The sequence below is a fragment of the Chryseobacterium sp. KMC2 genome (assembly GCF_016756935.1).
Lineage (GTDB): Bacteria > Bacteroidota > Bacteroidia > Flavobacteriales > Weeksellaceae > Chryseobacterium > Chryseobacterium rhizosphaerae.
This window is the reverse complement of sequence record NZ_JAESIT010000020.1, coordinates 60722-85786: the sequence shown is the minus strand read 5'-3', so window position 1 is coordinate 85786 and position 25065 is coordinate 60722. Positions and strand designations below refer to the sequence as shown.

The 25065-nt window shown below is 36.4% G+C and carries 16 protein-coding genes; 9 read left to right on the top strand and 7 right to left on the bottom strand.

The genetic code is table 11. From position 1 onward, the window contains the following. Window positions 1–1171: 1171 nt before the first annotated feature. Window positions 1172–2800: an acyl-CoA carboxylase subunit beta gene (locus JML65_RS19590; RefSeq protein WP_202271799.1), complete on the bottom strand. Its 1629-nt coding sequence runs from the start codon at window positions 2798–2800 to the stop codon at window positions 1172–1174. A gap of 300 nt (window positions 2801–3100) precedes the next feature. After that, window positions 3101–3628, bottom strand: a complete 528-nt coding sequence (locus JML65_RS19585; RefSeq protein ID WP_202271798.1) for a GNAT family N-acetyltransferase — start codon at window positions 3626–3628, stop codon at window positions 3101–3103. Between the two features lie 247 nt (window positions 3629–3875). Here JML65_RS19585 and JML65_RS19580 point away from each other — a divergent pair, with 247 nt between their 5' ends. The 4 genes from JML65_RS19580 (at window position 3876) to JML65_RS19565 (ending at window position 9557) form a co-directional block, all read left to right on the top strand. Continuing rightward, window positions 3876–4754 carry a DMT family transporter gene (locus JML65_RS19580; RefSeq protein WP_047493039.1) on the top strand — a complete coding sequence of 293 codons (879 nt, stop codon included), beginning with the start codon at window positions 3876–3878 and terminating at the stop codon, window positions 4752–4754. Window positions 4755–4767: 13 nt separating this feature from the next. Beyond that, a complete protein-coding gene (locus JML65_RS19575) occupies window positions 4768–5850 on the top strand; it encodes a PorV/PorQ family protein (RefSeq protein ID WP_047493042.1) in 1083 nt (360 codons plus the stop codon). A gap of 12 nt (window positions 5851–5862) precedes the next feature. Then, on the top strand, window positions 5863–6627 hold the full coding sequence (locus tag JML65_RS19570; RefSeq protein WP_084086846.1) for a hypothetical protein: 765 nt from the start codon (window positions 5863–5865) through the stop codon (window positions 6625–6627). Window positions 6628–6701: 74 nt separating this feature from the next. Next, window positions 6702–9557 (top strand): T9SS type A sorting domain-containing protein, encoded by a 2856-nt coding sequence (locus JML65_RS19565; protein WP_202271797.1) that lies wholly within the window; start codon window positions 6702–6704, stop codon window positions 9555–9557. A gap of 442 nt (window positions 9558–9999) precedes the next feature. On the opposite strand, the gene uvrC is transcribed toward JML65_RS19565, so the two are convergent. Both uvrC and JML65_RS19555 read right to left on the bottom strand, forming a co-directional pair. Further along, complete coding sequence (gene uvrC / locus JML65_RS19560) at window positions 10000–11793, bottom strand: excinuclease ABC subunit UvrC (RefSeq protein WP_202271796.1); 1794 nt, start codon at window positions 11791–11793, stop codon at window positions 10000–10002. Between the two features lie 89 nt (window positions 11794–11882). After that, window positions 11883–12644, bottom strand: a complete 762-nt coding sequence (locus tag JML65_RS19555; RefSeq protein ID WP_202271795.1) for a hypothetical protein — start codon at window positions 12642–12644, stop codon at window positions 11883–11885. A gap of 129 nt (window positions 12645–12773) precedes the next feature. Here JML65_RS19555 and hutH point away from each other — a divergent pair, with 129 nt between their 5' ends. The 3 genes from hutH to JML65_RS19540 all read left to right on the top strand — a co-directional run bounded on the left by hutH (window position 12774) and on the right by JML65_RS19540 (window position 16384). After that, complete coding sequence (hutH, locus tag JML65_RS19550; RefSeq protein WP_202271794.1) at window positions 12774–14261, top strand: histidine ammonia-lyase; 1488 nt, start codon at window positions 12774–12776, stop codon at window positions 14259–14261. A 70-nt stretch (window positions 14262–14331) separates the two neighbouring features. Then, window positions 14332–14778: a GNAT family N-acetyltransferase gene (locus JML65_RS19545; RefSeq protein ID WP_202271793.1), complete on the top strand. Its 447-nt coding sequence runs from the start codon at window positions 14332–14334 to the stop codon at window positions 14776–14778. A gap of 127 nt (window positions 14779–14905) precedes the next feature. After that, window positions 14906–16384, top strand: coding sequence for a S8 family peptidase (locus JML65_RS19540; protein ID WP_202271792.1), 1479 nt, complete (start codon window positions 14906–14908; stop codon window positions 16382–16384). A 72-nt stretch (window positions 16385–16456) separates the two neighbouring features. On the opposite strand, the gene ygiD is transcribed toward JML65_RS19540, so the two are convergent. Both ygiD and JML65_RS19530 read right to left on the bottom strand, forming a co-directional pair. Continuing rightward, window positions 16457–17284: a 4,5-DOPA dioxygenase extradiol gene (gene ygiD, locus JML65_RS19535; protein ID WP_047493214.1), complete on the bottom strand. Its 828-nt coding sequence runs from the start codon at window positions 17282–17284 to the stop codon at window positions 16457–16459. 82 nt (window positions 17285–17366) lie between these two features. Further along, window positions 17367–17879: a YceI family protein gene (locus tag JML65_RS19530; RefSeq protein ID WP_047493066.1), complete on the bottom strand. Its 513-nt coding sequence runs from the start codon at window positions 17877–17879 to the stop codon at window positions 17367–17369. A gap of 473 nt (window positions 17880–18352) precedes the next feature. On the opposite strand from JML65_RS19530, the gene JML65_RS19525 reads away from it, so the two are divergent. Both JML65_RS19525 and JML65_RS19520 read left to right on the top strand, forming a co-directional pair. Next, window positions 18353–20491 carry a S9 family peptidase gene (locus tag JML65_RS19525; protein WP_237390937.1) on the top strand — a complete coding sequence of 713 codons (2139 nt, stop codon included), beginning with the start codon at window positions 18353–18355 and terminating at the stop codon, window positions 20489–20491. 437 nt (window positions 20492–20928) lie between these two features. Then, window positions 20929–21954 carry an LLM class flavin-dependent oxidoreductase gene (locus JML65_RS19520; RefSeq protein WP_202271791.1) on the top strand — a complete coding sequence of 342 codons (1026 nt, stop codon included), beginning with the start codon at window positions 20929–20931 and terminating at the stop codon, window positions 21952–21954. Between the two features lie 72 nt (window positions 21955–22026). On the opposite strand, the gene JML65_RS19515 is transcribed toward JML65_RS19520, so the two are convergent. Further along, a complete protein-coding gene (locus JML65_RS19515; RefSeq protein WP_202271790.1) occupies window positions 22027–25062 on the bottom strand; it encodes an AAA family ATPase in 3036 nt (1011 codons plus the stop codon). Window positions 25063–25065 lie beyond the last annotated feature (3 nt).

Below are 25065 nucleotides of genomic sequence, written 5' to 3'. Positions count from 1 at the left end.
TCCCATTCCGAACACAGAAGTTAAGCCCACCAGCGCCGATGGTACTGCTAACGCGGGAGAGTAGGCCGCCGCCAGTTTTTATTTTATTTTTAAAAAATCCTTTATCGCAAGATAGAGGATTTTTTTTTGCTTTATACCCAACTCAGCTGATAGGTAATAGGTAATAGCGCTGTAAACCCTCAACTCCTAACTATCAACCCTTAGCTCTCAACTCTGAACTCATTAGAACCTATATTGAAGTCTAATACTGAGATCCCTATGGGATGACAAGGGAGAATGGAGTATGATAAAGTAATGCCGGACACTGTTAACTCCTAACTCTCAACTCTTTTCTATTTTACAGAACGGGCTAAAGCCTGTCCCTATCGAATATCCATATCCTGGATAAATTGATTTTACAACTTTACAACCAGGAGTCAATCATTGACCATTCACTATTTATACTCATAACTCATCACTCCTCATTAATTATTTCTGGGACTCATTTCATTATTCAATAGAAATGGGCTTTAGCCCATTTACTAAAAACGATTTTCCAATAGGGCTTTTGCCCAAACTTAAGAATGGCAACGTATGCAAGATAATTATGCTGGCTTATGTTTGGGCTAAAGCCAATGGATGGTTTTTGTATTTTTATAAGAACGGGCTAAAGCCCGTCCCTATTGAATATCCATATCCTGGATAAATTGATTTTACAACTTTACAACCAGGAGTCAATCATTGACCATTCGCTATTTATACTTATAACTCATCACTCCTTATTTATTATTTCTACACTCATTTCATTATTCAATAGAAATGGGCTTTAGCCCATTTAATAAAAACGATCCTCAATAGGGCTTTAGCCCAAACTTAAGAATGGCAACGTACGTAAGATAATTATACTGGCTTATGTTTGGGCTAAAGCCAATGTATGGTTTTTCTATTTTTACAGAACGGGCTAAAGCCCGTCCCTATTGAATATCCATATCCTGGATAAACTAACTTTTTCAATCAAGAGTCAATCATTGACCATTCGCTATTCATCACTCTTAACTCATTACTTATAACACAGACCAATTTACTCTGTGCATGAGCATTCATGACAAGGTAGAGTCATAAACATCTCTTAACAAAAAAGCATCCCAATGTTGATTGAGATGCTTTTTTTATTTTTAACGATATTTGATCATTATACCTGTATAACTCCTAAATTAAATTTCTCTGTAATAGGAGAATGATTGGCAGCTTCAATACCCATAGAAATCCATTTTCTGGTATCTGCAGGGTTGATGATAGCATCTGTCCATAATCTTGCTGCTGCATAGGTAGCATCGGTTTGACTTTGGTATTTTTTGGAAATACTATCCAGAATTTCGTTGTGCTCTTCTTCGGATATTTCTTTACCTTGTTTTTTTAATGCGGATTCCTGAATCTGAGCTAACACTTTTGCTGCCTGAGCTCCACCCATTACGGCTAAGTCTGCCCAAGGCCATGCAACAATTAATCTAGGATCATAAGCTTTTCCACACATGGCGTAATTACCGGCTCCGTACGAGTTTCCTGTAATAATGGTAAACTTAGGAACAACAGAATTAGATACTGCATTTACCATTTTTGCTCCATCTTTGATAATCCCTCCGTGCTCGGATTTAGAGCCTACCATGAAGCCTGTAACATCCTGTAAGAATACTAAAGGAATCTTTCTTTGGTTACAATTAGCTATAAATCGAGTGGCTTTATCAGCAGAATCGGAATAAATAACACCCCCGAATTGTACTTCTCCTTTACCGTTTTTTACCATTTTTCTCTGGTTGGCCACAATTCCTACGGACCAGCCATCTATTCTGGCTGTAGTACAGATGATACTTTTTCCGTAATCCGGTTTGTATTCTTCATACTCGGAGTTATCTGTAATACACTTAAGGATATCAAAAGTATCATACTGCTCGGCTCTTGAAACTGGCATTATTCCAAAAATATTTTCTGGCTTTTCTTTAGGAGGAAAGCTTTCTATTCTGTCAAAACCTGCTTTTTCAGTACTTCCGATAGACTTCATAATATTTTTAATTCTATCCAAAGCATCTTTATCATCTTTAGCTTTATAATCTGTAACCCCTGAAATAGAGCAATGGGTAGTAGCCCCACCTAATGTTTCGTTATCGATACTTTCGCCAATTGCTGCCTTTACCAGATAGCTTCCTGCAAGGAAGATAGAGCCTGTTTTATCAACAATCATAGCCTCATCGCTCATAATAGGCAGATAAGCTCCTCCGGCTACACAGCTGCCCATAACGGCTGAAATCTGGATGATTCCCATAGAGCTCATTTTCGCATTGTTTCTGAATATCCTTCCAAAGTGCTCTTTATCCGGGAATATTTCGTCCTGCATGGGAAGATAAACACCGGCAGAGTCTACCAGATAGATAATAGGAAGTTTGTTTTCCATAGCAATCTCCTGTGCTCTTAGATTCTTTTTTCCTGTAATAGGAAACCATGCACCGGCTTTTACAGAAGCATCATTGGCTACAACAATACATTGTCTTCCTGAAACGTAACCAATTACAACAACAACTCCTCCGCTAGGACATCCTCCATGTTCCTTATACATTTCATATCCTGCAAACGCCCCAACTTCTATGGAATCTGAATTTTTATCGAGAAGATAATCAATTCTTTCTCTTGCAGTCATTTTTCCTTCTTCACGAAGCTTTTGAAGCCTCTTTTCACCACCACCTTTTTTTATTTCGGTGAGCAAGCGGTTTATATCTGAAAGTCTTAATCTGTTTTGATCTTCCCGTTTGTTGAATTCAATATCCATAAAGTTTCAATTTTTTACGCTTAAAGATACTATTTTTATAGAGAATGTGAATTGAAGTAAAACAAGCGTTTAATATATTGGTATTCAGAAAATTGTGATATTTTTAACAGAAAAATATTTTTAGATGATTTATATTTTTTCTAACTTTACAATAGAGTAACAGAGATCCTAATCTCTGCAAAATACTCTGTTCCTAGTTTATTTTTTTAATAGTTTATTATTTGAAAGCCCTGAAAGTTTAACAAGTTTTCAGGGTTTTTTTACTTATATAGGAGAGGCAGGAAGACGGCGTCGAAAAAACTAAACTGAATACTGTTTTCTATATTCAATAATATTGAGAAATGATGATGGGTTTTTCTTTTTTTGATACTTTTTAAAAAGGGTAAAGCCTAATTTTTCAGGTATTTTTCTACTGGCTGTATTTTCCTGATCGACGGGATAGACTATAAATTTGAAAGTGAAATTATGCTCTAAAAATTCAATGAGGGCTGCTATGATTTCCGTACCCAACCCAATACCTTGCGCATCCTTTTTTAACCATAAACCGAGTTCTACCGATTCTTCTGTTATATTATGGATACCGCAGCACCCCATAAAATTATTATCACCATCCAGCGCCACCATTACCAGATCTGTATTTTCTGATAACAACTTTTTTGATTCTTTCACAAAAACTAGAATGTCATTTCTATCTCCATCCGGATTGAAGGGCATATATCTTGTAACTTCTGTGGTGAAGTAGGTATTGATATCGTCGATATACACCTCTTCTACAGGTTTCAATATCAACCGATCTGTTTTGATTCTAATATTTTTATGCAGTATCATTAGACCAATTTATAAATTTTTATTTTAGAAATGAATGATTCTTATGGATCATGCTGTGACTTCTTTCGTCGGGCATGAAATTTTGATAAGATATTTTCTATTTTTAGATGATTGTGAGAAATGATTAGGGAAAAATAGGATGAAGACGTATTAAGTATTTTTTTATTAAACTATTATTGGTTTTTTTATCAGATTTGTAAAAGCCTATTTGTAAATTTGCACGTTAAAAATTTATAGAAGATAGGATATGCATAAATTGGCACTTTTCAGGTTGCATTTAATTGTGTTTTTGTGGGGGTTCACTGCAATTTTAGGAAAATTAATTCATGCGAATGCACAGGTTCTGGTGTTTTACAGAATGTTGTTTGCCTCTGTCTTTCTTTTTGTATTTATCAGAGTCTACAAAAAAGAGAGTATAAAGGTTTCAAAAAAGATATTCTTTCAGCTGGCAGGCATTGGGGTTGCTATGGCACTCCACTGGTATTGCTTTTTTTATTCTATCAAGGTTTCTAATGTTTCCATTGCTTTAAGCTGCTTATCATTATCTACACTTTTTGCCTCTATTTTAGAGCCTATTATTTTTAAAAGAAAAATTGATATCTCGGAAGTTGTGATGGGTACTGTGATTGTAGCCTGTATTTTACTGATTTTTAAAACTGAATTCCATTTTAAAGAAGGTATTATTTACGGTATCCTGTGTGCTGTTTTCGGAACTATTTTTTCTGTTTTTAATGGAAAAATGTTTGGAAAGACAAGTTCAGGGAATATTATATTTTATGAGATTTTCTGTGGATGGTTTGTTTTATTGGTATTTTATCTTCTGAGTGGTCAAATCTTTCAGATGGATGAAATAAACTATAGAGATCTGGCGTTAATATGCTTGTTGGCCAGTGTTTTTACTGCTTTTCCTATGTTGGAATCGGTAAAGCTAATGAAGTATATTTCGCCTTTTACTTTAATTTTAACAGTTAATTTAGAGCCGGTTTACGGAATTATACTAGCTTTTTTTATCTTTGGAGAATCAGAACATATGAGCCCTATATTTTATATTGCTTCAGGAGTTATGATACTGGCAATCATTGTCAATGGATTAATAAAAGCTAAGAAAACAAAAAACTTTAACTAAGCATCAAATTTATATGATGAAAAAATATTTTTTATTTGCATTTTCACTGCTGTTTGGGCTGTCCCAATCTCAGATCATCAGGAAATACTCTAATGAATTTTTAAATATCGGAGCCGGTGCACGAGGTCTGGCAATGGGAGGAGCAGTAATATCCAATCAGGATGATGTGTATGCTCCTATGTGGAATCCTGCGGGTTTAATGTCTATTGAGAGAGATTGGCAGGGAGCAGCGATGCATGCCGAATATTTTGAATCTATTGCAAAATATGATTACCTGGCGTACGCAAAGGTAATGGAAGAGGGTGTTTTTGGAGTTTCTGTAGTGAGGCTTGGGGTAGATAATATCTTGAATACTACTCAAATGATAGATTCTGAAGGGAATATTGATTATGATAAAATTACTAAATTCTCTCAATCTGATTATGCAGCTATACTTTCATATGCATTCAGGCCAGGTGGGAATCCCAATTTGGATGTAGGGGTGAATGCCAAAATTGTTTATAGAAATGTAGGAAAATTTGCCAGTGGTTATGGTTTTGGTTTTGATGTGGGAGCTATTTACAAAGGAAATAATGGTTGGAAGTTTGGAGGTATGATCCGTGATATTACTACAACGGTAAACTTTTGGAGCATCAACCAGAAAGAATTGTCAACTGTTGTAAACGGAGAAGAGTTTAACCCTGCCCCAAAGGATAAAATGGAGCTTACCATGCCTAAGCTTAATGTTGGGGCTAGTAAGTTATTTGAAATTAATAGCAGTGTCTACGTTCTGCCGGAAGCGGGGATTAATGTGGATTTTGCGAAAACAGCTTCATTAGTTTCAACAGACTTTGCGAGTATCAGCCCTTATGCAGGAGCTGAGCTGGGATATCAGAAAATGATTTTTGTAAGATTGGGGATCAACAGGTTCCAGTCGATTACAGATATAGAAGATCTTAAAAGAAAAGTTTCCTTCCAGCCGAGTGCAGGTCTTGGAATAAAATATAGAGGACTTACTCTGGATTATGCAATCACAAATTCAGGAATAGGCGGATCTAATTTCTATTCCAATTTCTTCTCACTGAAACTGGATATGGGAGCATTTAGAAATGATTAAAAATAAAATAAAATGAAAAGGATACCAGTGTTTATGTTGGCTATTTGTTCGACATTAATTTTCGGACAAAAAGTTTCAGATTATAAGTATATATTTATTCCGGAGAAGTTTGAAGCATTTAAAAAAGACAGCTATGGCTTAGAGACTTTTTTAGCAAAGGCACTGACGGGAAAAAAATATGTAGTTCTACCAGCTAATAGAGATCAGTGGCCTTCTGAGGCTAAAGACAACTCTTGTAATATCCTTGATGCCAATGTTTTGGATGATTCTGGGTTATTTACCAATAAAGTTATCTTAGAATTTAAAGATTGTAATAAGCAAACGATTCTTGAAGCTAAAGGAAGATCAAGTATCAAAGAATTTGAAAAAGGATATCCGGATGCATTGACACAGGCTTTAGTGAGTGTTAAAGTTTCAGCCCCTGTTAATATCCTACCCGCAGCACAAATTTCTGAGACAACAAATAATACTGAAATTACAACTTCTGCCGGGACTTCTACAGCTACAGCTAATGCAGCTGTTTCTACAGCCAGCAATTTTTCAAACGGAAAACTTGATCTGCAGAAAGTACAGATAGATAATACCCAGTTTATTCTTGCTAAATCAGGAAGCTCTGTTCCTTTTGCTATTTTCAAATCAACTTCAAAGAAAGATGTTTTTATGGTGAAGCTGGATAATGGAATGACTACTATTGGTTATTTTGAGAACGGAAACATAGTAATTGATGTTCCTCAGGCTGACGGTAAATATTCCAAAGAAACTTTTGCCGCAAAATAATTTTTTTTAAACTTAATAAACTAATATTTAATCCTTAATTCACTGTGTTTGAATTAAGGATTAATTTTAAAACCATGAAAAAACTTTACATTCCCATATTGACTTTACTGTCAATATTTTCAAATGCACAGACTGTATTGAATACAAAATTGCATGAGATTAATTTTGGAGCTTCAAGTGATCCAAAATCATTTATTAAACTTAATGATCTGATCATTTTCCCGGCAACCAGATCCACTGATGAAGGAAGAGAGCTTTGGTGTTTTAATTCCACTACTCAAAAGTCTAGTTTACTGAAAGACATTTATCCAGGGCCCAGCGCTGGTATATCAGGATCTCCCGCCTCTGTAAAATTAAATAATAAAGTCTATTTTCTCGCCCAGCAAAACTCATCCTTTTATCAGCTTTGGGTAACAGACGGAACAAGTATAGGGACAACAAAATTAAAAGACCTTAGCTCAAATTTTGTCATTGATGAGCTTGTGGTAGTGGGAAACAAAATTTTCTTCTATCAAAATAATGAGCTATGGGCCTACGATACACTTACTGACGCTCTTCAGTCATTAAAGACATTTACCTATTCCGGAAATGTGAAATTATATTCTTTTCACAATCAATTGTTTCTGGCAGCCAATGACGGGGTATACGGAAAAGAGATCTGGAAGTCCGATGGTACACCGGGCGGTACCACTTTGCTGAAAGATATCGCCTCAAGTTCGGGATCAAGTATTTCTAATGATTTTAAAATTATTGAATTAAATAATAAATTCTATTTTGTGGCCAATGGGGCGGCTGGATATGAACTGTATGAAAGTGATGGAACTACTGCCGGTACGGTGTCTGTGACGCCTGTAAAGGTTCCGGAATTGGATGGGGCAGCTTCAGATAATTATTTTGTATTTAAAGGCTTGGACCCTGTGGGAAGTGGAATTGAACCGTGGGTGTCTGATGGAACGGCTGCAGGAACCAAGCTGTTAAAAGATATTATACCGGGGGTGACAAGTTCCCTGGCAATGCCTAAATTTATAAGTTTCAACAATAAAATCTATTTTGAAAGTAACTCTAACGGAATAACCCCGAATTATGGAAATTATATCTGGGAGACTGATGGTACTCTGGCTGGAACAGCATTATTTGGTACACCTCCGGAAATGAAATTATATGGAAAGAGTTCAGATGGGATACATTTAATATTGAACACTGTAAACTCAGGGCTAAGATATTGGATTACCAATGGAGGTTCTGTTCAGCCATTTGAAATTACAGGACTAGCTTTACCGGTGGACAATAGTTTTATAGATCTTAATTCTAAAGTTTATCTGGCTGGTACAAACCAAAGAAACGGTGGTGAAGTCTTTTCTCTGGATCCAGCGACGAAAGTTATTTCAATAGCTACTGATATTAACAGGGTAGAAGGTTCTGAGCCGCATTCTTTTGATGTATTGAACAATAATCTGATCTTTATCGCCAAAGACCGGGAATTTAGCAATCAGCTATATAAGAGAAATAAAAGCACTCAACAGGTTGAAAGATTATCTTTCTTTAATACCGGTGGAACTTTACCAGGGGGAATACCAACCACTTTTGACGATAATTTTACTAAAGTTGGAAACTATCTTTATACAAAAGGTGGCTTTTACAGGACAGATGGAACGGCTGCAGGTTCAAACGTAATCATTATGTTGGAGCCAATTACAAATAGAATTGTCTATACTAGCCTGAATGATAATGTGCTGCTCTTCTCCGCCTATAGTAACTCTACAGGAACTGAGCTTTGGAGAATTAATAACAGCTCAAATACAATGGATTTAGTAAAAGACATATCGGTGGACAATATGGGAAGTTTATATGATGTGGATACTAAAACGGCTGTCCTGAACGGATATGCATATTTTATAGCGAGACAGAACGGAAAACTGGGAATCTGGAAGTCTGACGGTACGAATCCTAATACCAATAAAACCATTCAGTTTACATATCAGAACGGGACGGATGGGGATATAAAAGTCTTGAGCGCTGTCAATAATAAATTATTCTTTACCCTGGCTCGGGAGAATAATTCAAGTAATGAACATACTGAACTTTGGTCTTCGGATGGTGACCAGGTTTCATCTGTACTGTTAAAATCCTATGTAGAACCAACCGGTTTAGGAACTATTTACAGAGAAACAGGAATACTCAATGATAAATTATTTTATGTGACTACTGGATTCTCTTCAGGCCTGCATTCTTCTGATGGAACAGTTGCGGGCACAGAAAAAATTGTTTCAGGAAATTTTTCACCCAATGTGAAGTTTCAGAAATGTGGAAATCAGTTGTTTTTTACCAATAATTATGATAAAGAACTATGGAAGACTGATGGTACTGCTACAGGTACTTATATGGTGAAATCCGGATTTTCTGGCATAAAGGATATGGTTTGTACCCATAACTATCTTTACTTCCTGAATGGGGATTCCCAAAAAGTATGGAAGACCAATGGTATTGCTTCAGATACAGTACCAATGGATGTTTTTGTTACGAATGATGATAATCAGCTGCTGGCTAATGAAAATATTCAAAAAATGGCAACAGACGGAGAAGAGCTGTTCCTGACCATTTTCACAAAAGAACATGGAAGTGAATTTTACGCCATCACGGATACTTTACCTGTTTATATGGCGACTAACGAATCTATAAAACAGGAAGGGAAGAATGCTAATTTGGATATTAAGATTTACCCTAATCCGGTTTCAGATTATTTTTCGATCCATTCTAAAGAAAATGATAAGATTGAAACGGTTAAAATTTTCGATGCAGCCGGGAAGCTGGTTAAGAATATAACGTATCCCAATGATAAAATTGATGTCGCCGAACTTTCTTCGGGAATTTATTTCCTTAGAATTAAAACGGCTAAAGGAGATTATCTGGGTAAGATCTTGAAAAAATAACTTCATTATAAAAGGCTCTTAAAAAGAGCCTTTTATATTTATATATGATGATGTGTTTTCTCAATTGGAGTACAGATGTTTTGTCAACCCAGCTTCCGATATTATTTATCTCAGATAGTTTTTTACCTTACCCGGGCTTTGAAACTTGTACTAATTTATGAAAAATATTATAAATAATGTTAATTTATTTGTAATATTTTATTAATTAATATTTATATCTATTGTTTTTCAGTGATCGTTAAAGATTTATTGTAGTTTGTCTTTTTATGGGACAATAGCTTAATCTATAGGCCAATTAATACATAGACATATTAAAGGCCATTTTAGAAAATTTAAAACGGCCTTTTATGATCGGAATTTTGATAGTATTTTCAAAAAAATAAAAATCAAATGACGACAAAATTGAACAGGTGTCACCGTAAAATAGGAGAGTAAAAGCGTTTTAATTTGAATTAAAAAACTCCCAGATTACCTTAGCTTTACTTTTGCCCAGAATTTCTTCTAATGTTTCCAGATTGGACTCTTTAATCCTTTTAACAGATTTAAGCTTTGACAGCAATAATTCGATTGTTTTTTCTCCCACTCCGGGAATTTCCTCCAATTCAGATTTTATAGTAGAGTTACTTCTTCTTGTTCTATGGTGTTTAACCCCAAAACGGTGGGCTTCATCACGAACTCTCTGAAGAATTTTTAATGTTTCAGATTTTTTGTCAAGATAGAGTGGAATAGGATCTTCAGGAAAGAAAATCTCTTCCAGTCTTTTTGCAATCCCCACAATAGTTATTTTACCGTAAAGACCCAGTAATTTCAGACTTTTTACAGCAGAAGATAATTGGCCTTTTCCTCCATCTATCAAAATTAATTGAGGCAGACTTTCTCCTTCATCTACCATTCTTTTATAACGGCGATAGATTACTTCTTCCATGGTAGCAAAGTCATTGGGCCCTTCTACTGTTTTAGGATGAAAAATTCTGTAATCTGCTTTGCTTGGTCTGCCATCTTTAAAAACAACACAGGCGGAAACCGGATTTGTTCCCTGAATATTTGAGTTGTCAAAACCTTCAATATGTCTTGGCTCTACAGGCATTCTGAGCAGTTTTTGCATTTCAGCCATAATCCTGTTGGTGTGCCTTTCCGGATCCACAATCTGAACCTGTTTTAATTTTTCAAGACGGTATTCCTTAGCGTTCTTTTCGGATAGCTCTACAATTCTTTTTTTGTCTCCTACTTTAGGAACAATAAGCTTTACATTAGGGATTTCTACAGACAAATGGAAAGGCAGCAATACCTCTTTTGAATTGGAGCTGAATTTCTGCCTGATCTCAATCAGAGCTTCTTCCATAATATCTTCATCCGTTTCCTCAAGGATCTTTTTAATCTCTGTAGTGAAACTCTGAATAATATTTCCGTTTCTTATTTTAAAAAAATTGACATACGCAGCGGTTTCATCACTCACCATTCCAAAAACATCCACATCGTCGATATTAGGATTGACAACCGTATTTTTAGCCTGATAATCTTCCAATATATCCAGCCTTTCTTTGATAATCTGAGCTTCTTCAAACTGTAGATTAGAGGCGAGTTTCATCATCTGATTGACCAGATACTCTTTAGCTTTTCGGAATTCTCCCTTGATCATTCCACGGATAGCATCTATCTTTTCATCATAATCCTCTTTGCTTTCAAGATCTTCACAAGGTCCTTCACAGTTTTTGATATGGTATTCAAGACAGACTTTGTATTTTCCGTCAGCTATTTTATCCGGAGAAAGATTCAGATTACAGGTTCTCAGTTTATAGATATGTTTGATGGTGTCTAATAAAATTTTGGCCGGACGCACTTTTGCATAGGGACCATAATATTCTGAGCCATCTTTAATTACATTTCTGGTGAGAAAAATTCTGGGGAAATCTTCATTTTTAATACAGATCCAGGGATAAGTTTTGTCATCTTTCAACATGACATTGTAAAATGGCTGATGTTCCTTAATCAGATTGTTTTCCAACAAAAGGGCGTCATACTCACTGTTTACAATAGTAGTTTCCAGACGCTGGATTTTCCCTACCATTATTTTGATCCTGTATCCTGAAAGATTTTTGTTGAAGTAGGAGAGAACCCTCTTTTTTAAGTTTTTGGCTTTACCTACATACAATAACTGTTCGTTTTTATCATAGTAACGATAAACACCGGGTTCCGAAGGTAAAGTTTTGAGCTGTAATTCTAAAGAAGGATTCATATAACAAAATTAAGGAATCTTTCCATATTTAAAAAAAAGAATACCTGCGGAATTGCTCAGCAGGTATTAATTCTATAAATGAAATGTTTTTATCCGTTGTTCATATCGGTGTAAGCATTGACAAGAAAGCTGAAATAATCCCATTCTACAGAGTTTTTAGGATATTTTTTCATGAATTCTGCATTGTCACCAAAAAGGAAATCATAGTTGTCTTCAAAATCATCTTTATGAAGCCACATAATTTTGTCTCCCTTTTTTACATAATAAGATTTGATAACCCCTCCACCAAGCTGTGGAGAACCCATTACAGAAAAGCCTGTTGTTTCTTTAGCTCTAGGATCATGATATACAGAAATAATATCATCGAAATCTGGGTTGATAACCTGCATTAGGAATTCTTTATCATCTTTTTTGTTCTTTAATGACACGGTTTGGTTTACAAAATAGATCCTGTCGTTATTGGTATTTTTTGTTAATTTCTTTGTACCAAAGTTTCTGATATTCCCCATGTACTTGGCCACTTTTGCAATTTTTTCCGCATTACTTGGGTAAACATACATTTCGCTGATTTGTTCAGCATTAAAATTAGCATTCTTTTTTGTAGCGCTGTCTTTAATGGCTACTTCATAAATCTGTCCCTTTTTTGTTTCAATCTTGTTACAAAACCCTTTATAGGTAGTTCCGTCTTTTAAAATAATGGTGGATGTTTTTTTCGGAGATGGAGTATTGAAACCTTCATTAAAAAGGTATGTTTCCATTTTTTTGATATCCTCTTTAGAGTATTTTACTTTCTGGGCGAAAGTTGTGGTGCCTGCAAGGCATAAAGCAAGCAGTAAAGATGTAAGTCTCATGTATTATTGTTTTTTATTCGGCGGTAAAAATAATAAATAAATTAACTTATTTTTAGAAAAAGATAGAACATTGAAATTTAGTTTCTCCAATTATTGTTAAATGTGTAATTTTAAGAAAATTTTTTAGAAATGATATACGGAGTAGATGTTTTAACTTTCCATGATGTTCTGGAAATCTGTAAAAAACCCAATAAAGCCAAACTGAATAAAGCGGCAAAAGAACAAATATTAAAATCTCAGAAAAACGTACAGCAAATAGTAGAATCCGATAGATGTGTATATGGGATCAATACAGGCTTCGGACCACTGTGCGATACCAAAATATCAGCTGACGAAACAGCCCAGTTGCAGTATAACTTAATTATTTCCCACGCTGTAGGTGTAGGAAAGCCCATTGATAAAGAATTTTCAAAGATCATGATAATTGCTAAAGTGCATGCTTTATCAAAAGGATTTTCCGGAGTTTCTCTTGACGTAATTGAGAGACTGATCCTGATGTTGGAAAAAGATATTATTCCGGTTGTACCGGAGCAGGGATCTGTAGGTGCATCAGGAGATCTGGCTCCTTTGGCACATCTGGTACTGCCTTTACTTGGTTTAGGACAGGTTTGGGAAGGAGATCAGGTTACCAATACAATGGATGTTTTGGAAAAACATAACCTTGAGCCTTTAACTTTAGGACCAAAAGAAGGTCTTGGGTTAATTAACGGAACTCAGTTTATCCTGGCCCATGCCATCAAAGGATTGGAAAAATTTGAATACTTATTAGACCTTGCGGATATCACGGCAGCAATGAGTATTGAAGCATATAGAGGTTCTGCAAGCCCTTTCAAAAAAGAGCTTCATGATATCAGACCTTTTGAAGGTAGTAAAAAAGTGGCGGCAAGAATGCTTAAGTTCTTAAAAGGATCAGAAAACATGATGGCGCATGAAGATTGTGAAAGAGTACAGGATCCTTATTCTATGAGATGTGTGCCACAGGTTCACGGGGCAAGCAGAAATGCATTTGAACATCTTAGAAGCATGGCCGAAACAGAATTAAACTCTGTTACCGATAATCCGATTGTACTAAGTGCTGAAGAATCTATTTCCGGAGGTAACTTCCACGGACAGCTGATGGCTTTACCTTTAGATTACGCAACGTTAGCGGCTGCAGAATTAGGAAATATCTCAGACAGAAGAAGCTACTTATTATTAGAAGGGAAATATGGACTTCCAAGATTATTAACAGAAAGCTCAGGATTGAATTCAGGATTTATGATTCCTCAGTATACCTCAGCAGCCTTAGTTACGGAAAACAAAACACTGTGTTTCCCTGCATCTGCAGATTCTATTCCTACAAGTTTGGGACAGGAGGATCATGTTTCTATGGGAAGTATTTCAGGTAGAAAATTCAATCAGGTCCTGGGAAATCTGGTCAATATTTTAGCCGTTGAGCTGATGTTTGCAGCACAGGGACTGGAGTTCAGAAGACCTGCCAAATGTTCTAAGATTATTGAAGAGAATTTTGCTGTTCTGCGCTCTAAAGTTACCAAACTTGAAGAAGACAGATTAATAGGTCAGGATATGCTGGCTATTGCATTACTGATTAATGAGCGAAAATTTATCGTAAAATAAAATATACCCAATAAGAAAGCTTCCGAAAGGGAGCTTTTTTGTTTTATCCTATTTTTTTAATTAAATATATATGACTATAAAAAGACTTGATTCTACCCATCCGGATTTTCAAAATTTAGTACAACTTCTCGATACAGATCTTGCTGTACATAATGGGGACGATAATGCTTTTTTTGAACAGTTTAATACAATTGATAAACTTAAAAACTGTACTGTTGCCTATATTGATGAACTTCCGGCAGCATGCGGAGCATTTAAAGAGCTTTCAGATAATACAGTCGAAATCAAAAGAATGTATACGAACCCAACTTTCAGAAAAAGAGGCTTAGCTTCTGGCATACTAAGAGAATTGGAGAATTGGGCGAAAGAATTGGGATTTGAAAAAGCCGTTTTAGAAACTTCCGTAGACTTAAAGAATGCTATTTCTGTGTACGAAAAAAGTGGCTTCTATCGCATTCCGAACTATGGACAGTACATTGGAATAGATAATAGTGTCTGTTTTGAAAAAATATTATAGATTTCATTGAATATTGTGAATTTTATCCTTAAAGTGTTATTAATATTCGGATAATATAGAATTCACCTTAGAAAAATAGGTAATTCACAATAAAGTGTTATATTGGTCCCAACCAAAATTATAACATATGAAAAAAAGTGTATTCTTAGTAGCAATATTTTTTGCTTTAAGCTCTTGTAATACCGAAGATCTTCAAAACGAAAATTCCAACATTGAAATGAGTCAGAAAGATCCCCTGACTGCCAAACAAATTAATGAAGGAATTAATCAATCCCTTAAAACAAAAGGTTCTTTCAACTGGGCCAATCAATCTGATCATTTTTTATGGAGTGCCATCTTTCAGGGAAATAAAATGGTATCCATTGGATTTGGAGAATCTAAAGAAGATTTTGACAGAAGCAAATCTTCAAATAACCAGGCAATGGAAACCGAGATTTTGTCGATGATTAAAAAATATGAAGGAAAAGATGAAAGAACTTTCTTCCTTGCCTCAGACAAATATCTCAACCAGATGGATGTGGTTATCGAAAAAGAAGAAACCATTAAAGCACTTCGCCAGATGAAGACTATCCGATATCTTGAACCGGGAGATTACCACTACTTCGAAAATGAAAATAAATTTAATCTAGCTTCAAGATCCTCAGGGGGAGGCTCAGGATGTGGCTTTTCGTCTACTACTTTGAATGCTGATGACTATACTTCCACTACGCCGGGTGCGAAAATTCCCTGGGCTTTTACCAAGCATAATATTCCTGATGCATGGGGCTACAGTACCGGAGCGGGCGTTACCATCGGTTTGGTAGATACAGGTGTTTCACCGGAGCAGGCCTTCCTTGGAAACAGCTTTAATAACGGATCTTCCTCAGGGAGAACAATCAATAAATTGGGTGTTTATAATTCAGATGGTTCTGCAGATCAGTGTGGACACGGAACAAAAATGGCTTCCGTAATGGCAGCACCGAGAAATAATGCAGGACTGCCTGTAGGAGTTGCCTATAATGCCAATTTGATTGCTTACCGGGCTGCCACAAACGTCGTATTGGACACTTCCAGTGAGCAGACCGGAGTGAAAACGGCATTTACAGATCTGGCGAATAATGCCAGTGTAAAGATCATTTCTATGTCTATGGGACATATTTTTTCAGTAGGAAAAATTGAGGATGGTGTAAAGTACGCATATTCCAAAGGAAAATTGATTTTCTGTGCAGGAGGTACATCCACTAGTTTTACCACTTTTGTAGGCGTTATTTTCCCTGCCTGGATGCCGGAAACACAGGCTATAACCGGAGTGAAAGAAGGAACCTCCAATCAGAAATGTGATGTTTGCCATTCCGGAGGAGAGATAGACTTTACCTTCCAGATGGAAAGAGCTTCAGGAAATACAGTTCCGGTTTTAAGTTATTATAACGGCCAGGCCGATTATGTAGGCGGTTCATCAGTAGCTACCGCGGCAACAGCAGGAATTGCAGCTTTGGTATGGGCTAAGAATCCATCGTGGACCAGAGATCAGGTCCTTAATAAAATGAGACAGTCTGCCACTTATTATCCAAATGTGAATTCAAGCTATGGCTATGGAAACATTAATGTTTTAAAAGCAGTACAATAAAATACGATTTCAAAAAAATAAACCCCCTCAGCCGTTTAGGTGGAGGGGGTTTTATTTTTATATACAAGAGTACTATCCAATTCTCACACTTGTCATACTTAATGAACCTCCAATAAGTTCGTCATTAAATAAAGATAAGTGTTCAGACCGGTCTTTCAACCCCAGGGTATAGATAAGGGGAAGATAGTGATCGGGCGTAGGTACGGCATATTCTAAAAATGTTCCCTGTTTCTGATAATCAATAATAGGCTGGAAATTACCGTCAAGAAGCCAGTTATTGGTTTTTTCCCTCGCTTCCACTGCCCAATCCCAGCCGGCACCCACCGTATTGATATTTTTCCAGTCGATTAAACGCAGGTTATGAACAATATTTCCACTTCCTATGATCAGAATTCCTTTTTCACGGAGTTTATGAAGCCTTTTAGCCAGATCATAATGATATTGCGGAGGCTTGGTATAATCAATACTCAGTTGAATGACCGGAATATCAGCTTCAGGATACATATGTCTGATGACTGACCACGCCCCATGATCCAGTCCCCAGTTATGGTCTTCTTCAACCTCCAAGGGTAATAATAGCTCTGCAGTTTCCGCAGCAAGCTCCGGATTTCCGGGAGCAGGATACTGTACATCAAATAATTCTTTCGGAAAACCATAAAAATCATGAATGGTTTTTGGCATTTCCATGGCGGTGACAAGCGTTCCCTCCGTATACCAGTGTGCAGAAATACACAGGATAGCATTAGGCCTGGGAATTTCCGTAGCCGCTTTTCGGAATCCTTGTACAAACTGGTTTTCTTCAATGGCATTCATAGGAGAGCCGTGTCCCAAAAATAGAACAGGCATTCGCTGAGTGCTTTGGAAGTTTTCACTTATGTTTTGTAGATCGTTGAGGTTCATAAATTTTGAATAATCATAAAAAAATAAAAGGTTCAAGGTTTTTAGTAAAATCCCTGAACCTTTCACAAAATATATTGAAAAATTATGCTTGCTTTACAAACTGTAATTCTCCAGCTACTTTTACATCATCACTTACCATTACTCCTCCTGCTTCTAAAGCTGCATTCCAGTTTAATCCGAAATCTTTTCTGCTTATTTTTCCTTCAAAAGAGAATCCTGCTTTTGTATTTCCCCAAGGATCAACATTGATTCCTCCGAAATCTACATCTAAAGTTACAGGTTTTGTAATCCCATTGATTGTAAGATTTCCTACTACCTGATCATTCAGAGCCTGAGAATCAAAAGTAATCGTTGGATGTTGTTCAGCATTGAAGAACTCGGCAGATTTTAAGTGATTATCTCTGTCTGTATTATTGGTAAAAACAGAATCCGTCTGAATAGTAGCGGTAGTTTTTGCATTGGCGAAAGTATCATCCTCCGCTTCAATTTCTGCAGTGAAAGTTCTGAAACTTCCTTTTACATTAGAAATCATCATATGTTTTACTTTGAAAGTAATCTCACTATGCGTTGGGTCTAGGTTCCATTTTGTTGCCATTGTATTTTTATTTTTTGTTTGTTATTAATAATGCAAATGTAGGATAGGGAGCATATACGGAACATTGATATAGGATAAGAAATGCAATGTATATGTAAAATTATGATTCCTTTTGATAGTTGTTTCTTTTTTAAGGGAGCTTTTTCCCGCTATCCACTCATACTCCTCGCCCCATACATTCCAGCGTCCAAAACCCAGTCTTCAATGCGTGCTGCGGGGTAACCGTTACTATCGGGGCTAGGGTTCACATCATCTTTACAAAGAACAGAATGATGAAGCAATCTCTATCTATATACAAAATCCATCATTCATTTTACACCTTTACGTTTCCCCAGCAACCCTCCACAAATCTTAGTATTAAGTTAAGGAATAATTTCATTTAATTCATTAATTCCTTTTTATGAATGTTTTAATTTAACATTTCTTAACGGATGGTTTTTATTTCTTATTTTTGATGGATTCAATTTTACGCAATGAAATTATATAAATTTTCTTTATTGATGCTGGTTTTGGGGAATACTGCATTCGCCCAGACACAGAAGTTTACCATGGCGGAGGCTGTAAATGGGATGAGAACCAATCTTGCCGTGAAAAATATTTCACAATTTTCATGGTCTGCAGACGGGAAATCCTTTATCCAATCCGTGAAAGGAGGGTATTTGGTTACAGATCTGAAAACCAATAAACAAGATACTTTGGTGTCTTTAACACAGCTGAACAGACAGTTTGCCAATGACAAACTGAACGCTGTACCTCAGATTAAGTTTTCCGGGAATTCAAATGGTTATTTTAGCAAAGACGGTAAAATGTTCTGGATTGAAAAATCAGGAAATGACTGGAAAGTGAAAAATCAGACTCCTGTAGATAAAGATGCCTCCAACATAAAAATGTTTGGTGATGGCCAGACTTTCGCTTTTACAGCAAAGAATAATCTGTTTGTGAGTAAAAACGGAAAAACTATTGCGGTTACTAATGAAGCAAACGAAAATATCATCAGCGGACAGGCTGTTCACAGGAATGAATTCGGCATCGATACCGGAATTTTTCCTGCTCCCAACTCTGAAAGTGTAGCTTTCTACAAAATGGATCAGTCTATGGTGGCAGATTATCCGATCATAGATTGGTCTGTAACACCTGCTGTAAACCACAATATTAAGTACCCGATGGCAGGTCAGACTTCTCATCAGGTAACATTAGGAGTTTTTAATATTAAAACCCAGTCAACAACTTTTCTGAAAGTTGAAGGCGAAAAAGATCAGTACTTAACTGCTGTTACCTGGAGTCCGGATTCAAAATACATTTTTGTGGCTGTTCTGAACAGAGGACAGAATCATATGAAAATGAATCAATATGATGCCGCTACCGGAGAACTGATAAAGACTTTATTTGAAGAGACCGATAGCAAATATGTTGAACCACAGCATCCACTTACGTTCTTCCCAAATTCCAATACAGACTTTATCTGGCAAAGCCAGAGAACAGGGTATAATCACCTGTTCCATTATAGCTTGGAAAAAGGATTGGTTGCCCAGATTACAAAAGGAGACTGGCTGGTAACCGATATTTTAGGGTTTAATGAAAAGAAGAAAGAGATTTATTTTACGTCAACAAAAGAAACTCCTCTGGAAAGACATTTGTATAAGATCAATTGGACCAACTTCAAAATGCAGCGACTGGATGATGCAGAAGGAATGCATGCCGGTGTATTGAGCAGCGACGGAAATTATCTGTATGATGTTTATAGCAATGCCAATTCTCCAAGAGTTGGAAATATTATTAATACCAATAACTTAAAGTCTACGAATATTTTTACAGCAGAAAATACATTGAAAAATTATCAGAGACCTGAAATTAAAAATGTAGAATTGAAAGCTGATGACGGAACACCTTTATACGGAAAGATCATCCTTCCAACAAATTTTGATCCTAATAAAAAGTATCCTACTATTGTTTATCTGTACAATGGTCCGCACCTGCAGCTGATAACAAATACTTTCCCGGCTTCAGGAAACCTTTGGTATGAATATATGGCTCAGAATGGATATATCATCTTTACCATGGATGGTAGAGGTTCTTCTAACCGCGGAATGAAGTTTGAGCAGGCTGTATTCAGAAATCTGGGAACTACCGAAATGAATGACCAGATGAAAGGAGTAGACTACCTGAAATCCCTTCCTTATGTGGATGGAACAAAAATGGGAATCCATGGCTGGAGCTTTGGAGGGTTTATGACTACAAGCTTTATGCTTCGTAAGCCGGATGTCTTTAAAGTAGGAGTTGCCGGAGGACCGGTGATCGACTGGAGCATGTACGAAATTATGTATGGAGAAAGATACATGGATACACCACAGGAAAATCCACAGGGATATGCTGCGGCTAATCTATTAGATAAAGTACAGAACCTTAAAGGAAAATTATTGATGATCCACGGAGCGCAGGATGATGTCGTAGTATGGCAGCATTCTATAAAATTCATCAAATCTGCTGTTGATAACGGGGTTCAGCTGGATTATTTTACTTATCCGGGACATCCGCATAATGTGATCGGAAAAGACAGGGTTCACCTGATGCAGAAGATTACAGATTATTTTGATCAGTACCTGAAAAAATAATAATAAAATCCAGCCTAAAATAGGCTGGATTTTTTGTTGGAAGATGCCAGGCATAAAGAAAACTTACTATCATGCTATTTTAAGGCGTAAGACATTCGGAAATTTTCAGCACGGATCGATATGTTTATGTAACAGACATATAAATAGTCTTATTTGTAGATCCGTGGCAAATATAAAATGGTCTACAATTTTATCACAGATAAAATCCTTGCGTCTTAAAAACGTAGCCTTTTAAAAATTATTTGCGTCTTTGCGTTTTCCAACACTGTATAGATATATTAAATTGACATTTCTTCACTTTGCTTGCAATAAAAAAGTCGTGATATTTGTGCAAGAAACTAGTGTTATCTGTGTTTAAAAACCAAGTTACGTTCTTAACAAACATCAATGTTTTTGACTTTTTATTCCTGTAATTTTGTGTATATAAAATCAACAATATGGAATTAGGAATAGGAATGTTTGGTGACCTGGCTTTTGATCAGTCCACCGGAAAATATAGAGATGCAGGAACTAAGATTCGTGAAATTTTGGAACAGGTAAAATTGATGGATGAAGTAGGAATCGATGTCTTCGCAATGGGAGAACACCATCGTCCGGATTATGCTGTTTCTTCTCCTGAAATGGTATTGGCAGCTGCAGCAAGTATTACAAAAAATATAAAATTGGCAAGCGGGGTGACTGTGTTAAGTTCTTCAGAGCCGGTAAAGGTTTATGAAGATTTTTCAACCTTAGATCTTATTTCAGACGGAAGAGCAGAAATATTTGTAGGCCGTGGAAGCTTCATAGAATCATTCCCGTTATATGGTTATTCATTGAATGACTATGAGGAGCTTTTTGATGAAAAACTGGAGTTGCTATTAAAGATTAATTCCGAAGAAAATGTTACCTGGTCAGGAAAACTTCGGGCACCGATGCAAAATCAGACCGTGTATCCAAGGGCAAAAAATGAGGGGAAACTTTCGATCTGGAGAGCTGTAGGAGGAACTCCTCAATCCGTATTAAGTGCTGCCCAATTGGGAATGCCTCTGGTGGTAGCTATTATCGGAGGAATGCCGATCCAGTTTAAAAATTTGATTGAGTTTTACAAGCAGGAATACCAGAAAGCAGGACATGATGTATCCAAAATGCAGATTGCTGTTCATTCCCATACTTTTGTGAGTGATGATCAAAATGTAGTAGACGGATATTTCCACACCTATAAATCTCAGATGGATAGGATAGGGGCCTCAAGAGGATGGGCACCTTATACTAAAATGCAGTACGATGGGGGAAGAAACAAAGAAGGAGCCTTGTTCATTGGCAGTCCTTCCGAAGTAGCCGATAAAATTGCTTATATGAAAGAGATTTTTGGAATCACAAGGTTTATCGGACATATGGATATCGGAGATCCTGCTCATCAGCTGGTAATGAAATCTATTGAATTATTCGGGAAAGAAGTAAAACCATTGGTACAAAACCTGTAATTTAACCAAAAAGTCACAAAAGTGTTTAAATACTTTTGTGACTTTTGACTATGTTGAAACTTTGATTTAGGGTTAGACAATTTCAATGAGGCTTCCTCTTTCCTCATCTTTGATAATAGTGAGTGCTGTAGGAATCTTCTCTTTAAGTTCTTCTACGTGAGATATAATTCCCACAATTCTGTTCTCTTTCATCAGGTTGGTAAGAGTTTCAAACACAATATTTACCGATTCAGTATCCTGAGTTCCAAAACCTTCATCGATAAAAAAGAAATTTTTATCCGACTGAGCGTTCGCCTGAACACTCTCCGCTAAAGCCAATGCAAGGCTTAATGAAACCTGGAATGCTTGTCCACCTGAAAGTGTTTTTACACTTCTGCTTCTACCTTCGTTGAGGTAATCTATGATCTCAAAATCATTATTTTCATTAAGCTGCAGACTCAGCTGATTTCTTGTCATCCGATGAAAACGCAGATTGGCATGATCACAAAGCTGTCTTAAATAAATAGAAGAGACATACTGCACAAAACCGGCTCCTTTAAACAGGTTGATCATGACTTTTAGATTTTCAGAACGTTTCTGAAGCTTTGTAAGTTTTTTCAGAAGTTCTTCTTTCTTTACATATTCTTTTTCCAGCCGCTCTATTTCAGCTGTCTTTGTTACCACAGAATCGCTGATCTGTTTCTGCTCGGCCTGAGCCTCATTAAACAATTTTTCAGTCAGAGAAAACTGTTCATCGTTAAACGAAAGACCTTTAAGCTTTAATTCCAGCTCTTCAATAAATTTCTTTAAAGTTTCAAAATCAATTTTAAATTTCTGAATTTGATTTCTGTTGTGCTCAATATTGATTTCCAGCAGTAAAATATTTTCGACCTCTTTAAACTCAGTGAAATTTTGCTCTGCCAAGCCATTTGCAATACTGGCTTTATTTTCAGAAATTTCCTTTTCAAGTGCTGCCATTTGCTTTTCAGACTGATTGACAATGGTTTTTTGTTCAGCCATTTTTGGAATCAGTATCTTTTCCTGCTGGATGGCTTTCTGATAATTTTCTTCCGTTTCTTTGTTGGATACAACCAACTTCTGATAGGCTTCTTCAACCTCATCCACCCTTTTGTGGGTATACAGGTTCCAATCAAGAATTTTAAGATGAGAACAGCTGACATTGATCTGTTCCTGTTTGCTGAGCTCCTTGTCCTTTAAATCGTTTAGCAGAACTTTATATTTCTCCAAAAGCTGCGTTGCCTTTTCCAGAGCTTCCCGCTCTAGGGCTATATTTCTGTCAGCTTCTTCAATTGTTTTTTCTAAGGCAAAAGAATCGGCCCGTTTTTTCTCAAATTCATCTTCCTGATCCGGAGAGAATGGTTTCCAATGGAATTGTTGGGTATGAACTTCAATATCCCTTTGAATCTGAAGGAGTGCTTTCTGCTCCGAAAGAAGCTGTTCTTCAAAAATCTTTTTACGATCCAGGATTTTCTCAATTTCAGCTTCTATCCTTTGATTTTTCAGGACTTCCTGATCGATAGCGGTAATGCGGTCCTGAATTTCCTGAAGCTCAGTATTTACATCCTGAATTTCTACAATATGAGGATGCTCTTTAGAACCACAAAGAGGACAGTTTTCACCATCATGAAGTTCATTGGCAAAACGGGAAAGTTCTTTTTGGATCTTAAGATGATCCAGTTTTTGAGAAAGTTCCTTCTTCTTTATTTCTAATGCCTCTTTCCTGGATTTGAAATCTTCTTTAAAATTTTCATGATAGGCAAAAGGTTTTAACTCTTCCGTAATTTCCCCAATCTGCTTTTGATGTCTTTCAATCTTTTCAGCTTGCTCCTGCTGTGATTTTTTTAAATTTTTCCGGTGAATAAACCAATTGCCCACTTCAGAAAGCAGTGCCGAATCAAGTTTCTGTTCCTTGAGGGCCTTAAGATGTTTGGAAAATTCATCAATCTTTTTTTGAATATTTTCCTGGCTCATGCCTGCTTCTTTTACTTTTTCAGCTCCATTTTGGGTCCTTTTATTCAGCTCTTCGATTTCTCTGGAGTAGGTGAAGAGCTGTATGATCAGACTAAGGTCATTTTCCTGTATCCGGGATTGTTCCAATGCCTGAAACTTAGGCTCCAGTACAATAAGCTGATCTTTTATAATATTAAAAGCTTTTTCGGTTTCCTGTAAAGTTTTATGCTGCAGCTCTTTTTCGTTTTGTTTGGCTGCCAATTCTTTGGAAAGCTTATTGCTCTCAGTGATCAATGGATTAAAAAGCCTGAAAACACGGTCATATAAATTGGTCTGTACTTCCAGAGCATCTATTTCAGGTTTCTGCTCAGAGAGCTCTGTGAATTTTACCGTATTCAGTTTTAAACTTTCAAAATCCGTTTTTAAGTTTTTTAGCTGCTGATATGTATGGGAGATTTTCTCAAATTTTTCATTTGATTCACCCAGTTTTTTTTGTTCTTCCGTTAAAATCCCTTTTTGAAGCTGAATATTCTCTTCATTGATTTCCTCAAAACCTTTTAGCTGACCTTCAAGCTGGTCCAGCTCAGACCTGTTTTTTACATTGAGTGAAGAAACATTGTTTTGAAGGTCAAATTTTTGAAGATTAAAAATCTCCTTCATCATATTGGTTCTGTCCGCAGCCCCTAATTCAAGGAATTCCTTAAACTGTCCCTGCGGAATAATAATGGTGCGTTTAAAATTGGCGTAGCTTAAACCAATGATAGTTTCTGCATTAGAATGATCCAATGGAATCCATTTGTTGTCAATATTCTCGTAAAAAGTGACAGAATAAGGCTTTACATCTTCAAATTTTTTAGAATTACGCCTGAAATCTCTTGTCGCACGAAACAGCTTATTCTCATAATTGATGAAATCAAATTCTATATAAGAACTGTTTGACTTTAAGTTCATCATATTATAAGCCCTTTTATCACGCATATTCAGACGCTCCGTTTCACCATATAAAGCAAATGAAATAGCTTCAAGAACCGATGATTTACCGGACCCTACAGCACCGAAAATCCCAAACAGCCCTGCATCAGTGAGATTTTTAAAGTCTATAGTCTGACGCTCCTGGTAAGAGTATAAACCTTCAAGTGTGAGTTGAATGGGGATCATAAT

Bases quoted from the DNA above. Each gene is read 5' to 3' on its own strand.
- JML65_RS19590 (WP_202271799.1), bottom strand. From the start codon at position 2,800: ATGGATATTGAATTCAACAAACGGGAAGATCAAAACAGATTAAGACTT.
- JML65_RS19585 (WP_202271798.1), bottom strand. From the start codon at position 3,628: ATGATACTGCATAAAAATATTAGAATCAAAACAGATCGGTTGATATTG.
- JML65_RS19580 (WP_047493039.1), top strand. From the start codon at position 3,876: ATGCATAAATTGGCACTTTTCAGGTTGCATTTAATTGTGTTTTTGTGG.
- JML65_RS19575 (WP_047493042.1), top strand. From the start codon at position 4,768: ATGATGAAAAAATATTTTTTATTTGCATTTTCACTGCTGTTTGGGCTG.
- JML65_RS19570 (WP_084086846.1), top strand. From the start codon at position 5,863: ATGAAAAGGATACCAGTGTTTATGTTGGCTATTTGTTCGACATTAATT.
- JML65_RS19565 (WP_202271797.1), top strand. From the start codon at position 6,702: ATGAAAAAACTTTACATTCCCATATTGACTTTACTGTCAATATTTTCA.
- uvrC (WP_202271796.1), bottom strand. From the start codon at position 11,793: ATGAATCCTTCTTTAGAATTACAGCTCAAAACTTTACCTTCGGAACCC.
- JML65_RS19555 (WP_202271795.1), bottom strand. From the start codon at position 12,644: ATGAGACTTACATCTTTACTGCTTGCTTTATGCCTTGCAGGCACCACA.
- hutH (WP_202271794.1), top strand. From the start codon at position 12,774: ATGATATACGGAGTAGATGTTTTAACTTTCCATGATGTTCTGGAAATC.
- JML65_RS19545 (WP_202271793.1), top strand. From the start codon at position 14,332: ATGACTATAAAAAGACTTGATTCTACCCATCCGGATTTTCAAAATTTA.
- JML65_RS19540 (WP_202271792.1), top strand. From the start codon at position 14,906: ATGAAAAAAAGTGTATTCTTAGTAGCAATATTTTTTGCTTTAAGCTCT.
- ygiD (WP_047493214.1), bottom strand. From the start codon at position 17,284: ATGAACCTCAACGATCTACAAAACATAAGTGAAAACTTCCAAAGCACT.
- JML65_RS19530 (WP_047493066.1), bottom strand. From the start codon at position 17,879: ATGGCAACAAAATGGAACCTAGACCCAACGCATAGTGAGATTACTTTC.
- JML65_RS19525 (WP_237390937.1), top strand. From the start codon at position 18,353: ATGAAATTATATAAATTTTCTTTATTGATGCTGGTTTTGGGGAATACT.
- JML65_RS19520 (WP_202271791.1), top strand. From the start codon at position 20,929: ATGGAATTAGGAATAGGAATGTTTGGTGACCTGGCTTTTGATCAGTCC.
- JML65_RS19515 (WP_202271790.1), bottom strand. From the start codon at position 25,062: ATGATCCCCATTCAACTCACACTTGAAGGTTTATACTCTTACCAGGAG.